The 16,432-nt window shown below is 37.8% G+C and carries 14 protein-coding genes, 1 pseudogene and 1 riboswitch; of the genes and pseudogenes, 12 read left to right on the forward strand and 3 right to left on the reverse strand.

Annotated elements, in window-relative coordinates; translation table 11 throughout:
• Positions 1-156: 156 nt before the first annotated feature.
• From O1A01_RS02045 to O1A01_RS02055, 3 genes are all read left to right on the forward strand, one after another.
• A complete protein-coding gene (locus tag O1A01_RS02045) occupies positions 157-681 on the forward strand; it encodes a sigma-70 family RNA polymerase sigma factor (RefSeq protein WP_066416158.1) in 525 nt (174 codons plus the stop codon).
• Positions 674-2,050 (forward strand): DUF4179 domain-containing protein, encoded by a 1,377-nt coding sequence (locus tag O1A01_RS02050; RefSeq protein ID WP_066416160.1) that lies wholly within the window; start codon positions 674-676, stop codon positions 2,048-2,050. The genes O1A01_RS02045 and O1A01_RS02050 overlap by 8 nt, the downstream gene beginning before the upstream one ends.
• 129 nt (positions 2,051-2,179) lie before the next feature.
• On the forward strand, positions 2,180-3,250 hold the full coding sequence (locus tag O1A01_RS02055; RefSeq protein ID WP_066416162.1) for a Gfo/Idh/MocA family protein: 1,071 nt from the start codon (positions 2,180-2,182) through the stop codon (positions 3,248-3,250).
• Between the two features lie 35 nt (positions 3,251-3,285).
• Here O1A01_RS02055 and O1A01_RS02060 read toward each other — a convergent pair whose 3' ends face one another.
• Positions 3,286-4,536: an MFS transporter gene (locus O1A01_RS02060; RefSeq protein WP_066416164.1), complete on the reverse strand. Its 1,251-nt coding sequence runs from the start codon at positions 4,534-4,536 to the stop codon at positions 3,286-3,288.
• Positions 4,537-4,798: 262 nt separating this feature from the next.
• Here O1A01_RS02060 and O1A01_RS02065 point away from each other — a divergent pair, with 262 nt between their 5' ends.
• The 4 genes from O1A01_RS02065 to O1A01_RS02080 all read left to right on the forward strand — a co-directional run bounded on the left by O1A01_RS02065 (position 4,799) and on the right by O1A01_RS02080 (position 9,393).
• Positions 4,799-5,353, forward strand: coding sequence for a hypothetical protein (locus tag O1A01_RS02065; protein ID WP_066416166.1), 555 nt, complete (start codon positions 4,799-4,801; stop codon positions 5,351-5,353).
• Positions 5,354-5,422: 69 nt separating this feature from the next.
• Positions 5,423-7,183 (forward strand): dihydroorotate dehydrogenase, encoded by a 1,761-nt coding sequence (locus tag O1A01_RS02070; protein WP_066416168.1) that lies wholly within the window; start codon positions 5,423-5,425, stop codon positions 7,181-7,183.
• A gap of 180 nt (positions 7,184-7,363) precedes the next feature.
• Positions 7,364-8,818 (forward strand): protein adenylyltransferase SelO, encoded by a 1,455-nt coding sequence (locus O1A01_RS02075; protein ID WP_066416170.1) that lies wholly within the window; start codon positions 7,364-7,366, stop codon positions 8,816-8,818.
• A 269-nt stretch (positions 8,819-9,087) separates the two neighbouring features.
• Entirely contained in the window at positions 9,088-9,393 is a 306-nt protein-coding gene (locus O1A01_RS02080; protein WP_066416171.1) for a hypothetical protein, read from the forward strand.
• Between the two features lie 85 nt (positions 9,394-9,478).
• Here O1A01_RS02080 and O1A01_RS02085 read toward each other — a convergent pair whose 3' ends face one another.
• Both O1A01_RS02085 and O1A01_RS02090 read right to left on the reverse strand, forming a co-directional pair.
• Positions 9,479-10,042, reverse strand: a complete 564-nt coding sequence (locus O1A01_RS02085) for a hypothetical protein (protein ID WP_066416180.1) — start codon at positions 10,040-10,042, stop codon at positions 9,479-9,481.
• Between the two features lie 65 nt (positions 10,043-10,107).
• Positions 10,108-10,533, reverse strand: a complete 426-nt coding sequence (locus O1A01_RS02090) for a hypothetical protein (protein WP_066416194.1) — start codon at positions 10,531-10,533, stop codon at positions 10,108-10,110.
• 534 nt (positions 10,534-11,067) lie between these two features.
• On the opposite strand from O1A01_RS02090, the gene O1A01_RS02095 reads away from it, so the two are divergent.
• The 5 genes and pseudogenes from O1A01_RS02095 to O1A01_RS02115 all read left to right on the forward strand — a co-directional run bounded on the left by O1A01_RS02095 (position 11,068) and on the right by O1A01_RS02115 (position 16,430).
• Complete coding sequence (locus tag O1A01_RS02095; RefSeq protein WP_066420339.1) at positions 11,068-11,250, forward strand: hypothetical protein; 183 nt, start codon at positions 11,068-11,070, stop codon at positions 11,248-11,250.
• Between the two features lie 145 nt (positions 11,251-11,395).
• Positions 11,396-12,043: an MOSC domain-containing protein gene (locus tag O1A01_RS02100; RefSeq protein WP_066420340.1), complete on the forward strand. Its 648-nt coding sequence runs from the start codon at positions 11,396-11,398 to the stop codon at positions 12,041-12,043.
• A gap of 70 nt (positions 12,044-12,113) precedes the next feature.
• A riboswitch (M-box (ykoK) riboswitch) is annotated at positions 12,114-12,280 on the forward strand.
• A 637-nt stretch (positions 12,281-12,917) separates the two neighbouring features.
• Complete coding sequence (gene ltrA / locus O1A01_RS02105) at positions 12,918-14,180, forward strand: group II intron reverse transcriptase/maturase (protein WP_270065448.1); 1,263 nt, start codon at positions 12,918-12,920, stop codon at positions 14,178-14,180.
• Between the two features lie 233 nt (positions 14,181-14,413).
• The gene (gene mgtE / locus O1A01_RS02110; RefSeq protein ID WP_066420342.1) at positions 14,414-15,781 is read left to right on the forward strand and encodes a magnesium transporter; all 1,368 of its coding nucleotides are present in this window, start codon (positions 14,414-14,416) and stop codon (positions 15,779-15,781) included.
• Positions 15,782-15,894: 113 nt separating this feature from the next.
• Positions 15,895-16,430, forward strand: a pseudogene (locus O1A01_RS02115) (sigma-70 family RNA polymerase sigma factor).
• Positions 16,431-16,432 lie beyond the last annotated feature (2 nt).

Here is a 16,432-nt window from a genome sequence, read left to right on the forward strand (position 1 = left end):
GTACTTTTCTGCAAAAAGGAAAGTGCTCTTTTTTTTTCGTGTTATTTTGGTCAAAAAGTAATTTTAACTTTAAAATTAGCAGTATATCTATCTTTTATGAAAAAAGTTGGAACGAAATGTAACCCTACTCTGTCTTGTATAGGAAAGGAGGGCGCCATGTTTACGGAAAGAGATGTTAAGAAAGCGATAAAAGGGAATAAAAAAGCGTTCGCAATGATTATGGAGGCAGAAAAAGCAAAAATATATCGACTTGCTTATTTGTACGTCAAAAATGAAAATGACGCAGTAGAGATTGTACAAGAAACGGTTTATAAGGCATTTGTATCTATTCATACGTTAAAAAATCCATCCTATCTTTATGCTTGGTTAAAAAAAATAGCCATTAATAGTGCATTAGATTTTATAGCTCGACAGAAAAAAGTTACTCCAATCCATGCGGAAATAATAGAAGCAATGGAGGCGAAAGAGGTTGCTGTTGAGAGTAGGCTTGATCTGTTTCATGCTATTGATCAGTTAGATGAGAAATATAAAACAATCATTATATTAAAATATTACGAAGACTTACCGAATCGCGATATAGCAGAAATTTTAGAGTGTCCTGAAGGTACGGTAAAGTCGAGTCTTCATCGTGCTCTTCATGTTCTTAGAAAAATACTAAGGGAGGATTGCGTGAATGAATAGTGAAAAGAAACAGTTTCAACAGAGAGTCGAACAAATCGATATTCCTGAAGAAAAATTAACAACTGCTATAAATGAAGCGATGAAAAAAGGTGAGAAAGCGAAATCGAAATTCCAAAGGGCTAAGAGATACATATATAGCTTTGCAATAGCTGTCGTACTATTGCTAGCAATAATGGGATCGGGTTTTATTTCACCAGCTATGGCAAACATGCTTACACATATTCCAATCATTGGTTCCGTTTTTGTTCATGAGGATGTTGGGCTAAAAGAAGCGTTGGAAAAGGGGCTAGTTTTTCCTGTTAATCAGACTATAGTTGATAAGGACATACCTATCACCATTACTAACGTTTATTATGATCAATCACGGCTTGTAATAGGTTACGAAATCCCTCTAGACGATGAAGGAGCAGAAGTTGGGATTCTTAACTATAATATAACGATAAATGGATTGACGCTCCTTAGTTCTCAAAGTACAGGTGCGGCAGAAGACAATAAATTTAAAGGGCTAATTCAGACTAGCAGTACACTACCTGATAGCTTTACACTTCAAGTTTCTTTTAATAAGGTTTTCAATACAATGGGTAACTGGGATTTTACGATACCAGTTTTCGTAAATGATGATTACGAATATTATCTCGTCCATAGTACGATAGAGGATGAAGGCTATGAGTTTCACATGGAGGAAATGATTTTAACACCAAGTGGTACTAAAATTACTGTGAATGTTCACACACCGTTTGCTAGAAAGGAAGAGGAACTTTCTTTTTCTATTTATGGAGAGAATGGTAAGAAATTAGAATTAATAGAAACGAAACTACAAAAAGAAAGAGATAGTAAGTCTGGAATAGAAATATGGAGTGGAACAGTCTTTTTTGCTCCGATTAAGAAGGACGATAAAATAACTATTGTCCCTGGTTACCTTTCAGCTAATAAAAAGTTGGTTGAATTAAACCGTCTATCTATGAACATTGACATCGCTGAATTGGAAAATAAAATTCTAACAAACGATATTTTAGATCTAGTCCATATTATCCCGGATATGCGAACGTATATGGAAGATAAGATAGTGGAAGAGGTAGCAGAACAATTACAAATTGAGCTTGGGGAATATTTAATCGCTGAACTTTCTGCTCTTGATACTAAGTTTTCAATCGAATATCAAAAAAAGCAAAGACTTGTGCATGGAATGGTAGAACCGATCGCACTTTTGAAGGATAGTAGTGGGATTATTATTTACAAAAAGAGTAGCGGTGAAAATGTTGTTACGGTTATAGAAAATATAAATAATGAATGGGTAATAGTAGAAGAAAAAACGTTTAAAGGGATTTCTTTTAATGATTTGGAAGAAACCTATAACAATGAATTTTAAGTAGAAGGTACGTAAAGAACTCTATATTTTATTCCTAAGTAGAAGGTTTTTTTTATGAAGAGTAGAATAAGTTAGTAGATAAATTTCGTTAGTCGAAATTTTAATTTTCTTACATAAAAGGAGCCTTATATGAAAATAAAAGTAGGTATTATCGGAGCGGGTTTTGGTGCGAAAGTACATGCACCAGTTATGCAAAGTCATCCAGGTTTTGAAGTTGTTTCGATTGCAAGTGTTGGAAGAGGAAGGCTAGAAGAAATTAAACAAGAAACAGGTGTTAACCTTGTGTACGCTAATTGGGAGGAAATGCTCGAGAAGGAAGAGCTAGACTTAGTTGCGGTAGCATCTGCACCATTGTTACATCATAATATGGTGTTGAAAGCATACGAAAAGGGATGTCACGTCTTGTGCGAAAAACCGATGGCATTTAATGTGCAGGAAGCCGGGGAGATGATTAAAGCTCAGGAAGATGCAGGAAAGTTAGGGTTCATAAATTTTGAGTATCGATTCTTACCGGCACGACAAAAGGTAAAAGAAATAGTAGCGAGCGGTAAACTTGGAAATGTGCTCCATGTTAATTTCTCATTAAACATTGCCGGATATGAGCGGTACGCCACAAGTAAAAGAGGCTGGCTAAGTCAAAAAGACCAAGCAGGAGGAATGCTAGGGGCAGTAGGTTCTCATTTAATCGATTCGTTACTATGGTGGACGGATAAAAAAGTAGAATCGGTTTCTGGTCAATTAACTACGCATGTACCCGAGTTTGTAGATGAAAATGGAGAAAAAGAAGTAAGAACAGCTGATGATGCTTTCCAAGCGTTTGGCAACTTTGTTGGTGGTGGAACATTTAACATCGGTTCTAACATTGCAGTTCGCCATGCAGATGGCTGGGCGTTAGAAATTTTTGGAGCAGAAGGCACATTAAAAATGTCCCAAGATGATAAAGTGTTGCTCGGTTTAGAAAATAGTCCGTTAGAGGAGGTAGAAATAGAAAGTGCGCTCTCCATTCCAGAGGGGATGAACGCAGTCGCGGCAGGCTATTACAATGCCTTCTATCGTTCAATTGATCAATTATATAAAGCGGTGTCAGACGGAGATATTCATCCACACTTGCCTACTTTAAAGGCAGGACAAAAAGTGCAAACTATGATGGATGCAATTAAAAAATCTCATGAAGAAAAAAGAGTAATAAGTATAGAGTAGAATGCAGAAGCCTTTCGACGTTTGAAAGGCTTCTTTTAACTTTCTACAATGCTTTCCTCATGGCGCTTTTCCACTGCGAGAAGCACACCGATTAATCCAATGCAGGAGAATATAACGGGAGTAATAAAACCGTAGTAATACCCATTAACGATGCTTCCCGAAACTGCTTGAAAATAATCTAGAATTTTACCGAAAATGCTAGGTAGTAAAACAGCACTAAGAAATCCACCAGTATTGGCAAACCCTGATACGATACCGGCTTCTCCGATAGGAAAAGTTTGTCGAGCGAGTGCAAAAGTTAAGGCGTTTGCTCCGTATGCAAGGCCGATAATAAAAAACAAAATAATTAATAGGACAAACGGCGGGCTTCCGTTAAATAGTAGAAAAATAGCCCAACTTATAATGAGGATAAGGTGTACGACAATATATGGCCTTTTAATAGCTTCTAATTTACTACTAATCCAACTACCTAGAGGTGCACCAATTAGTGCGCCAATTAATCCAATCATAATGAGTTGACTTGCATCTGCGCGAGTCATTCCGTACATGCTCATGCCATACGGTACCCCCCACGAACTAATAAATCCAACGTACGTTCCAACTATTCCGAAGTGGCAACAAAATAAAGCCCATGCTTGCCGATTGGAAAATATTCTTTTAAGAAGGGCAATTGTTTTCTCTTGTTGTATTTCTTTTTTTCTAAATAATGAATGTTTCGGTTTCTTTATAAGAACAAAATAAAGCAGCACGGCACATATGCATAACAGCAGTCCTGACGAAAAAAACGCTAGTCGCCAACCTAGTAACGTAATAAGTAAGGAGAAAGGGACCGTTGCTAAAAGAAAACCGAGACTTCCGGTCATCGCTGCTACCCCGATTAATCGTGTAAACTCTTTTGCATTAAACCATTGCCCTAAAATAAGTACCATACTAACCCATATCGTAGCGTCTCCCGTTCCGGTTAGTACTCTAGCAATAAATAAAACATATTCATGTGTACCGACACTGTAAATGATTGTACCTAAACCTGTTAGAAGGGCACCGTTTATAAGGAAAAAGTTAGGTCCGTACCGATCGACTAAAATACCCATCGGAATTTGCAAACCAGTGTAAACGAAAAATTGAATACTTGTTAATAAACCAATCGTTGTGGCAGTAATGTTAAAATCAATCATGATTTGATCGGTAATTAATCCTGGTGCGGTTCGTTGGCTCGCCATAAGCGCATAAGTGAATAGGACAGAAGCAAATACAATCCATCTAAACTTATTATTTTGTTTGTCCAATTGCATCTACTCCAGTTTGTATTTATTTCTATATATGATTCTTTTCTCATTGTATTAACAAATTTTCAAAAAGGGCACTTTCGGATGAGATTGAACAGGAAGTTATTCATAATATGACTTTGAATTATAGGTTCCTATCATGCACTCGTCAGAAGAAATTGTTTTATGTTTTGCCTCGAGTGTTAAGAAGATTAAATATTCAGAATACATTATTCCTTAATTTTACAAAATATTGTATAATTATGTAAAGGGGGTTGAGGTGATGATTAAATACTACGAAAAGAAGCATTTTTACATTGCTGGTGTGCTTGCTCTTTTTATGCTTGCACCGATTCTAATCGTCCTTATTCCAATTATTATTCATGGAATAATGTACGATGACCGTACTGTTTGGTACATAAACGTGCCTTATACTGTATATTTCTATTACGCAATAGGTTGGGGAGTTCTCGGTGTAGCACTTCTTTTGGGATACTTTTATGAACGATATGGAGTGTTCATCACTTTATCTGCTGCATGTGTTACGTTGTTATGTATATATTTAGGTAGTAACGAATATAAAATTTTAGGCGATAACGGAGTAGCGTGGAGCGGAACTAGTACGAAGCACAAGTATGAGTATCATTGGGAAGACGTGGATAAAGTGCTACTTGCTCTTCCAAAGGAAACGAACGGTAAACAAAAATTTGAGTTTTATTTTAAAGACGGAAATTATGTTGAATTTGAAAGAGATGAGCATTTTTTAGATTTTTATAATAAGTTTATCGAAGCAAAAAATAATTACGGATTTGCTTACGAATCGATAAAAAGAGACTAGAATAAAACAGCCCTTTCCTTACGTACTTCGTGCTACAATGAAGAAAAACTAGATGGAGAGGGATTTTTTATGCCAGATTGGTCCTATCACGGAATTTTTAAACCGATACTATCTGCATTACCTCCAACTTTATCGCGAGAATTTATACACAGAGGGATGAACGTAATAGCATCTCTTCCATTTGGTATGGGCTCACATGTAATCAATTTTTTAGGAAGAGAAGAAAGTTCACCTTTATTACATAAAAAACTAAACACGGTGGAATTTGTTAATCCGATTGGACTGTCTGGAAAGATAGACCCTTTATTGTCAGGAACAAAAGCCTTTTCGAATTTAGGGTTCGGTTTTTTAGAGATAGGGCCAGTTACAGTAGAGAAGACAGATAAGTTTACAGATCCAATCTTTAATAGGAAAGAAAATGAAATTATTTTTCCGACTAGGGCTGAATCGATTGGTGTAGAAGAAACGATAAAAAAGCTAAGTGCATTAAGAAAAAAACAACCGATTTTCGCTCGCTTATCTGGAAGCTTTGAAGAGCTGGAATACATGATAAGTAAGCTCGAAAAATATGTAGAAGGCTTTATTTTAGAAATAGCGGAGCCGACATTATTAAGTAAAACTAAAAAGCCGATTTATTTGGCCATTGATGGCATAAATGTAGAATTGTTAACAAAAATAGATAGTTTTTCCGGTGTTGTCATTGAAGAGGATGTAGTCGAGAATGTAAAGAAGCTTAGGGGAAAGGGTTACGAACATACAATCATAACGGTTGGTGGAGTAAGTGAGCCCCAACATGCTTTAAATATTTTAGATGCTGGTGCAGATTTAGTGATCGTTTCAGATGGTTATGTATTTAGTGGTCCTGGTTTAACGAAAAGAATCAATGAAGCGTTGCTAGATCGAATTCAATATACACCACCACCACAATCAGGATGGTTCGCATATTGGTTGTTTGGTTTGTTTATTGTCATCGGTGGCTTGCTTGCCCTCACTTTTAGTATGACAACGGTAATTTTACCGTACGATGAGTTTTTCCTAGAGATGAGTAGGCAGTCCATCTCGTCGTTTAATGAGCGAATAATGTTATTTATGGCTCATGACCGGATGACGCTTGCTGGGACGATGATTTCAGGTGGTATTTTATACATGCAGCTCGCAAAGTTCGGCGTAAAGAAAGGACTAAAGTGGGCTAAACAAGCAATTGATGCAGCGGCAATTGTCGGGTTTCTTGGTATTTTTGCATTTATCGGCTACGGATATTTTGATTGGTTGCATTTACTTTTTTGGTTAGTGTTGTTGCCCGTTTATATATATGGTTTTGTCAAAACAAAAAATATAGCAGGTACCCCAGCATCGGCCAATCGGAACAATGATGCTGTATGGAAACGGGCGATTTACGGCCAACTTGCCTTTGTTTTATTAGGTTTTGCCTTCGTCCTTGGTGGTATCGTTATTTCTTCTATTGGAGTTTCAACAATTTTCGTTTCTACAGACTTAGCTTACATTTGCATGACGCCAGAAATGATGAATGCGTTTAATGAGAATTTATTGCCCGTACTTGCACATGACCGAGCTGGTTTTGGCAGTGCTTTATTAAGTGTCGGACTATTAGTGTTAATGCTGTCCCTTTGGGGATATCACCAAGGAAACAAGTGGGTTTGGTGGACGTATTTCATTGGGGGATTACCAGCGTTTATTGCAGGAATTTACGTGCACTTTGCGATTGGATATACGACATTTATTCATCTTCTGCCAGCATATGTAGCACTACTATTATATGTATTAGGTTTAGCTTTATCTTTTACATTTTTGCATAAAAAACATAATTAGACTACGGTGAGGAAAAAAAGTTCAGTTCCTCACCATTTCTTTAAAAAGGAAAAGTTTCGCTCTATTTCGAGTAAATGACAGTACTTAAAAACATACGACCATAACCGATAAGGGTATAATACTATGTAGGAAGTCAAAAATCGGTCTATTGCAAAAGACAGACCTTATGAGGAGATTGTAATGACAAAAATAGGTTGGAACTTTGATAACAGTTACGTTCGTCTCCCTCAATCTTTTTACAAGCTTCACATTCCTAAATCTGTGTCCGCGCCAGAGTTAGTGATTTTTAATTCCTCTTTAGCAAACTTTTTAGGGTTAAATGGTGAAGGATTAAGAAGTGAGGAAGGCATTGAAGTATTTGCAGGTAATAAAATACCAGAAGGTTCGGAGCCACTCGCACAAGCATATGCAGGACACCAATTCAGTCATTTCACCATGTTAGGTGACGGGAGAGCGGTTTTGCTAGGTGAACACATTACTCCAAACGGAGACCGCTTTGACATTCAGTTAAAGGGACCTGGACGAACACCGTATTCACGAGGTGGTGATGGTCGAGCAGCACTTGGACCAATGTTGCGTGAATATATTATTAGTGAAGCGATGCATGCTCTCGGAATCCCAACTACTCGGAGTTTAGCGGTTGTCACAACTGGGGAGCCTGTCGCACGTGAATCTTACTTACCTGGTGCAATTTTAACACGAGTGGCGGAAAGTCATATTCGTGTTGGTACTTTCCAATATGCAATCAACTTTGGAGATGAGGGAGATTTACGAGCGTTAGCAGACTATACGATAAATCGCCATTATCCAGATGTAAAGGAACAAAATAATCCGTATTTAAGTTTTCTTCAAGAGGTCATTAAGAAACAGGCGGATTTAATTGCAAAATGGCAGCTTGTCGGCTTTATTCATGGTGTGATGAACACAGATAACATGACGATCTCAGGTGAAACAATTGATTACGGTCCATGTGCTTTTATGGATACGTACGACCCTGCAACAGTATTTAGCTCAATTGACACACAAGGTCGGTATGCATATGGAAATCAACCGTATATCGCAGTATGGAATTTAGCACGCTTTGCCGAGACGTTAGTACCGTTGCTTCATGAAGATCAAGATGAAGCCGTCAAGCTAGCAGAAGGGGCACTTTCGCAATTTGCAAAGCTATTTGAAAGTAATTGGCATCGAGGAATGCGGGCAAAACTTGGCCTCTTTAACGAGGAAGAACAAGATGAAACGCTTATCAAAAATTTGCTTGAATTGATGGAAAAGAATCGTGCAGATTTTACAAACACTTTCCGTGCTTTAACGTTGGATAAAATAGACGTTTCAGAGTTAGGTCAAAAGGAAGAATTTCAGTCATGGTATAAAGATTGGCAAGCGAGATTAGAAAAAGAAGGCCATTCGAAAGTGGATGTCCATGAGTTAATGAAGAAAAGTAATCCAGCTATTATTCCAAGAAACCATCGAGTGGAAGAGGCGTTAGAAGCGGCTGAAAGTGGAGATTTAACAGTATTAGGTAAATTGTTGGATGTTCTCTCCGATCCGTTTGCTTATAAAGAAGAGCAAGGGACGTATTGTAAACTACCGGAGAATCCAGATGAAAACTACCGAACATTTTGTGGAACTTAATAGGAATAAAAGGTCTGTTCATCGTTTATACGAATCTAGAACAGGCCTTTGTTTATACTCAAATAGCAATTATCAAACAAACGATTGATTGGCTAACGGTAGGAATAGGATAGCACTAGGTATTGTAGAATTATTTTATGATCTAACTTTTTAAAAAGCTTTCTTACTAAAGTTTTATCTACTTTTTAACTAACATGTGAAACTTTTTACAAAATTTTACGTATATAATAATGGACGATGAAATTTTTACATAATGGGGTGAATAAAAGGTGGGTCTTTTCAGTTCTTCGAAAAATACAAAAAAGAAGATCGTAACAGAGAAAGAATATGCTTGGAACAAAAATAAAATCGAACTAACGGATGACGGATATTTACTAAGTGATGGGATTATTAATATAAATCGAATTCCAATTCGTCATATCGAAACAATTGTGTATAGCGTTAATATTACGAAAGAAGTTGCTGTACCAGAGCTGCAAATAATCGGAAAAGGTGTTGTGCTTGGGACAATTAAAGTGGGTCATGATGAAAAGGATGAATTGCAAGATTGGTTGTTAGACCGGTTAGAACTTTAGTTAAAATAAAGGCTAAGCCCTTATACATAGTACCTTTGTTCCTATATAAAAGGGCTTTCCATAAGAAACCTTTCATCATTAACTTTTATTCCCCTTCTATTGGAAGGTAAAACCTTAAATTATTTGAAAGTGTTTCCCCTGTCGTTTCAAGTTGAAGTTTATCTTGTAAACTTGGCGGTAGAATAGTCGACATTGTTTTGGATGTTGCTATATCAATTGTCGTGGAAGTCGTCATTCCTGCGACTTCTTCACCGATCATTGCTAATTGAAATGGGAGGGAGTTATAAATTGTTTGTGCTAAAGCAATATATAACTCATTAATTTCCATGAGCCACCGATTTTTATCTACTGTTAGCGGGTAAATCACGTCGTACCTTTTTTCAAATAATTGAACCGGAATAGAAAAATCAAGCCAAGTAGCTTCTCCTTCTACTACCATAACCGAGAGCATACAAGGAAATTCCCCTAAGGAACCCTGTAAATAAACTAATTCTCCAGGAGAAAGAGGTTCGTCCAATATGGAAAGGGAAAACTCCTTTAATTGCGTTGCAGACGATAGGGAATCCTTTAACTGATGGGGCTTTGTTTCTAGTGGGAACTCTATTGATAAGTCATAATAACTTCCAGTCCAAATATCTTCTTGATTCATCGTAACACTTCCTATTTTACCTATTTATAGTCCTCTCCAAATTATAATTCTCTGTAGCTTTATAATCAATTGCAGTTAACGTTTTCTCTTTCTTTTATAATGTCTTCGATAATTTGAATATGAAACGCAGCCCACGCTTTTTCGCGAAAATGTAAAATAACACTTGTAGTCAATGTTATAAAGTAAAATAGTACAAAGTAAATCCAAAGCGTACTACCATTTTTAAAAAGAAATTGTTGTAATTGCTTGGAGAATAGAAAGAAAAACCATGGGACGGCTGTTACAAAAATAGGGATAATGCCTGACCCGTTTTTTTCTTTTATCATTCGATATTTAATCGTTTTTAAAGTAGTGCTCTTCAGCTGTTGATAAAAGTTAATAATTTCTTCCGTTTCATTTAGATCTTTAATGGTAGAAAACGGTTTGTTTTTCTGTGATGCCCTCTTCAGTTGCAAATAAATTTTATGTGCATCGCCCCGAAATGAAAGCATAGTATACCCACCCTTCAAAGTAGTACATACGTTGTAGTCTTAACACATAAAAAGATTGTATGTGCGTTTTATAACGAGAGTAATGCTTTGCCTTCCAAGATTTAGAACCGAGAGTGGAACGTAGCGGAAGGTGTGAGACTCCTCGAAAAATGCTAGCGCATTTTCCTTCGTGCGATGTAACGCTGCCGAAGCCTTCCTTGTCCTGCGGGAAAAGAGGGAAGGCTGAGACCCCACAGGGCTAAGCCCGAGGAGGCTCAGCTCCACGAAAAGCGGAGGCGGCTCGCTCAGGTCCAATCAAACTGGAGCTTTTCCGCAGGAGATAAAGGAATCACGGCGAACTTAGTTAAGTCGATGATGACTTATCGTACGGAGGAAAAGTGAAGTTTGAGCCGGACCTAGCCGCCGGAGCTAGACATCTCCCCGCGGAAAGCGAACACCTTGTAGCGCAGTGAAGCGGACTAACTTAAAAACGTATAATAACAAAGAATAATTCTCTTTATCCACCTCATAATATAGGAGAAGGAGTGATAATAGATGGCAAAACGAAATGGCAAAACAGATCCACAACAAAAAAACAAACAAGGATTTGACTCTAGCCAAACAGATTCCGAATTTTCTCATGAATTTGGAAGTGCAGCTGCAAATCGTGCCCATAAAGAAAAAGCAAAAAAAGAAAAAGCATCGAAAAACCAAGGTGAATGGAACGGAATGCATTAATGAAGGTAGGACAATAAAGTCCTGCCTTTTCGATTTTTAAAACAGAAACTACAAGTGAAGCTCTAAAAAGGATATAAGCCACTTTTGTTGAATACTCTATATAGACTGATATTATGAAGACCATAGAAGGTAGGTACTTAAGTAAATGAAAGAGCTTATATATTTTTCAATAGGAAAACCGAAGAAAATGGAGTACGGGGACAATAAAGAAATTGAAACGGGTATATGTAAAGAAACGGTAGAGGATGCTCTGCTGACGAAGGATGGATTCATTGGAGACGGAGTCGCTAACACAAAGTTTCATGGTGGTCCAGATCGAGCTGTTTGTGTATATCCTTACGAGCACTATTCACTATGGGAAAAGGAATTTGGACAAAAGTTGCCACCTTCCGCCTTTGGTGAAAACGTAACAGTAACGAACATGCTCGAAAAGGATGTTCATGTTGGGGATGTTTTTCAACTTGGAGAAGCAGTCATTCAAATAACGCAAGGGAGAATTCCATGTAGCACCATTTCGAAACGAAACAACAATGATCCCCTACTAAAACGAATGGTCGAAACGGGATATACGGGATACTTATGCCGAGTTTTACAAGAAGGGAAAGTGCGAAAAGATTCGTCTATCACGTTGTTGGAATCGCACCCTAAACAATTGTCCGTTCTGTTTGGGAATGAGTTGTACTTTCATAGACCTAGCGATGTAGAAGGCATGAAAAGAATGCTAGAGGTTGAGGAAATGGCAGAAGTTTGGAAAGAAAAATTGAGAAATCGAATAAATGCTGCAATGTCATAAATCTATTTGTTGGTTGTTGACAAATGTGTAAAACTCCTGTAGATTTTTACAGGAAGTAAGTAACAATATAATATATCCTCGTTAGGTGAGGCTCCTGTGCTGGAGATACGCTGCTGCCCAAAAACGTCCAAAGACGCCAATGGGTCAACAGGAACCATCGACATAAGGTGGTTTTTAATGTAGCTGGATAAAGTCCTATGCCGCACAGTGCTAAAGCTCTACGAATGGAGGAATTTTGTAGATACTATGTGTGTAATCTATATGATTAAACATGTCTATTTGTCTATGCTTAAAACACCTTCATCCGTAGATGAGGGTGTTTTTTATTGTGTGCCCGGCATGGGTGTAGGCTCTAGGGTGCAAGTCCCGAACGGCGAAGGCAGTAGTAGCCGTAGCTCAAGACAAGGATATGCGGGGTGACCTTCATATCTGAAGGAAGTCGGCGGCAAACTTCTGCTCCGAGGAACACGAATCTCATATAAGGCTAGGTGATACTGGATGAGTCTGCAATACAAGACAAAGTCCATACTGCCGAAGGTGTCACAGAGTAAATGAGGCGGAGACATGGAAGGAAAGTCTACACTCTTACCCGGGGAGAACCTGTCGATACGCCGTACTCATACGGTAAGCTTATCTGTGAGGATAGGTTGAACGACAGGCGTCAGCAGAAGCCATAGTACTTATTCGCTTAAGAGGATAAGGAAGGGCTGAACTGGTTATGGAAAATAGGAACTAGGCGTATCTTCCATTCAATGAAACAGAAAACAAGGTACCTGTTTATCGGAGGAAATGGTGAATCCATGGGGGACGATGAATAGGGTGGAGATTGGAAAGAACACAATCAGAAAACCTATTTACGATGGAGGTTATATCAATGTTAATGGAACAAATCCTGTCACGGGAAAACCTACTTAACGCAATTAAGAGAGTAGAAAGGAACAAGGGAAAGCATGGAGTGGATGAAATGCCAGTTACTGCTCTTCGCGGACATATTATGCTCAATTGGAATGATCTACGCAAATCCCTTTCCGAGGGAACCTATATCCCTTCCCCTGTCCGTCGAGTCGAAATCCCGAAATCAGATGGCAAAGGGAAGAGGAAACTAGGAATCCCAACCGTGACAGACCGTTTCATTCAACAGGCAATTACCCAAGTGCTTACCAAAATATACGACCCTGGATTCTCTGAATGTAGCTTTGGTTTTCGCCCAAACAGGCGAACGCATCAAGCAGTCAAGCTGGCTCAAAGCTACATAGAAGAAGGATATAGATGGGTAGTGGACATCGACCTCGAGAAGTTCTTTGACAAGGTCAATCATGATAGATTAATGAGTAAGTTAGCTACGAGGATTAAAGACAGAACTTTACAAAGAATAATTAGACGCTTTCTAACCTCAGGCGTTATGGAAGGCGGACTTGTCAGTCCAAACCTTGAAGGCACACCGCAAGGCGGACCACTAAGCCCATTACTTTCAAATATTGTTTTGGATGAGCTAGATAAAGAGTTGGAACGCAGAGGGCACCGTTTTGTCCGATACGCCGATGATTGTAATATCTACGTGAAATCTAAAAGAGCCGGTGAAAGGGTTATGAAAGCTATGACTCAATTTATCGAAGGGAAACTTAAGTTAAAGGTTAACAGAGAGAAAAGTGCTGTAGACCGACCTTGGAAAAGAAAATTCCTCGGATTCAGCTTTACAAATAACCGAAAACCGAAGGTGAGAATATCACCTCAATCAATAAAACGGTTTAAAGATAAAATAAGGAAACTTACAAGCAGACGTAGATCAATAGCTATGGAAGATAGACTTTTTAAACTTAACGAATATCTCGTTGGATGGGTTAACTACTACCATTTAGCTGACACTCGTTCTGTAATCGTTAAACTTGAAGGATGGCTTAACCGAAGATTAAGAATGATTCGCTGGAAGGAATGGAAACTCCCGCGTACAAAGGTCAAGAGACTCATCGAACTGGGTATACCGAAATGGAAAGCACACGAATGGGGCAATACGAGGAAGGCTTATTGGAGAATATCCAAAAGTCCTATACTACACAAAACACTAGGGAAAGCATATTGGCTTTCCCTTGGATTGAAAAGTATTACTGCGAGATATGATTTACAACGTTCGACATAACTGGAACCGCCGTATACGGAACCGTACGTACGGTGGTGTGAGAGGGATAAATGGAGGTTAGTCGCCTCCCCCTATCTCAATTTGGGAGGTGAGGAAATGGATTCCGATAGTTGTAGTTTGTATTGGTTAGAAATGATTTTTTTACAAAATAATAAAAACAAAGTAATGACGGATATCCATTTCCACTCCTGTTATGTTTGGTAATGATGGATTCCGATTTAGGGGGATTCGTTATGGTGAAGTTAGATAAACAAACATTTGAAGAGTATACAAGTCAGTTAGTTGATGCTATTACAAAGCAGGATATGCCTCTTTTTAGGGAACTGTTTTTTGAGTTGCATCCAACTGATCAAATTGATGTATTGAATACATTAACGAAGAAACAACGTAGTATTTTTTATAAATATGTAAATCCAAAAGAATTTGCAGAAATATTTCAGGGGCTCTCCCTAGAAACTCAGACTATGTATATTGGTGAGTTACAACAAAACTATGCTATTGATGTTCTAAATTATATGCATGACGACGATGTGGCGGATTTCTTAGGAGCATTACCGGAAAAAACGAAAGAATTGTATCTTAACAAAATGGATAAAGAAGATGCCCAAGATGTCATTCAATTGTTAAAGTTTGAAGAACAAACCGCTGGAGCCATTATGACAACAGAGTTTGTGTCAATTTCCTCCACAGAGACAGTTAAGCATGTGTTGGAACAGTTGCGAGAGGAAGCTCCAGATGCAGAAACAATCTATTACTTGTATGTTGTAGATAGCAATCAAAAGCTAGTTGGGGTAGTTTCTCTTAGGGACTTGATTATTGCACCATTAGATGAGCAAATTGAAGAAGTGATGCTCTCGAGAGTAAAACATGTAGAAACAAATACGGATCAGGAAGAAGTTGCTCGTATTTTTAAAAAGTATGATTTCCTCGCATTGCCAGTGACAGAATCCGAAAAACTAGTTGGGATTGTTACTGTTGATGACATTATCGATGTTCTAGAAGAAGAAACGGAAGAAGACTTTGGAGAAATCTCTGCAGTACGAGGTTCCCTTGATACAAAAGTATCTGCTTTCTCTGCTGCAAAGAAACGTTCACCGTGGATTATTATGTTAATGTTTTTAGGCTTAATAACGGCAGGAGTAATTGGTGGATTTGAAGAAACGTTGGAAGAATATATACTGTTAGCCGTTTTTATTCCTTTAATTATGGACTCCGCTGGGAATACAGGAACACAAGCGCTTGCTGTTGTAGTCCGTAATCTTGCATTAGGTAACGACCGTACTTCGATAGGAAAAATGTTGAAACGTGAGTTTGGGACAGGAATTATGCTCGGACTAATCTGCGCAATTACTTTGTTAATATTAGTTCCGTTCATTTATCCAGAGGGAGGATTATTATTAGCAGGTATTGTAGGTGTCTCACTATTCTTTACTCTTTGTTTTTCAACTATTGTTGGTGCAACAGTACCATTAATCATAAATAAACTTAAAATAGATCCTGCAGTTGCATCAGGTCCTTTTATTACAACGATAAATGATATTATGGGGTTGCTCATTTACTTCTCCATTGCAACCGCGTTATTAGATTATTTGCCAAAATAAAAGTTAGCCGATAGAAATTTTTCTATCGGTTTATTTTTTTATTTGATAGGATTTTAATATTAAATACGTATTAATAGGCAGGTACCGAGTTATAGCAAGAAGGAGCGATACGTTTGAAAATAACAGCTGAAAATGTTGTACAACAAATTAAGTTAAAGAATGAAGAAGCGTTAACCTTTCTTATAAGTTCGTACGGTGGTCTACTTAAAGCGATTGTCCGTAAATATTTGCATGGTAATCAACAGGATATCGAAGAATGCTTATCGGATGTAATCGTATCTATTTGGTATCATATTGAGTCGTACGATGCGTCTAAAAATGAATTTAAGCAATGGATCGCAGCGATTGCGAAGTACCGAGCACTTGATTATGTAAGAAAAGGTGAAAGGTCTATGAAGTATAGGAGTAATGTTGAATTTAATGAAATGGTATATCGACAACCATCTGAAGAGCAAATACAGTACGACATTTCCCATTTGTTAAATGAATTAAGTGAGACGAGCGAGCAATTTTTAAGAAATATTATGTAGATGGTGTACCCTCTAGAGAAATTGCAACACAATTTTATAAAAAAGAATCGTGGGTACATAACAAGTTATCGAGAGGTAGGAAAAAGTTAAAAACAATACTATTAAAAGGTGAGGTGTAACC

The organism is Sutcliffiella sp. NC1 (genome assembly GCF_027594365.1).
Taxonomy (GTDB): domain Bacteria; phylum Bacillota; class Bacilli; order Bacillales; family Bacillaceae_I; genus Sutcliffiella; species Sutcliffiella cohnii.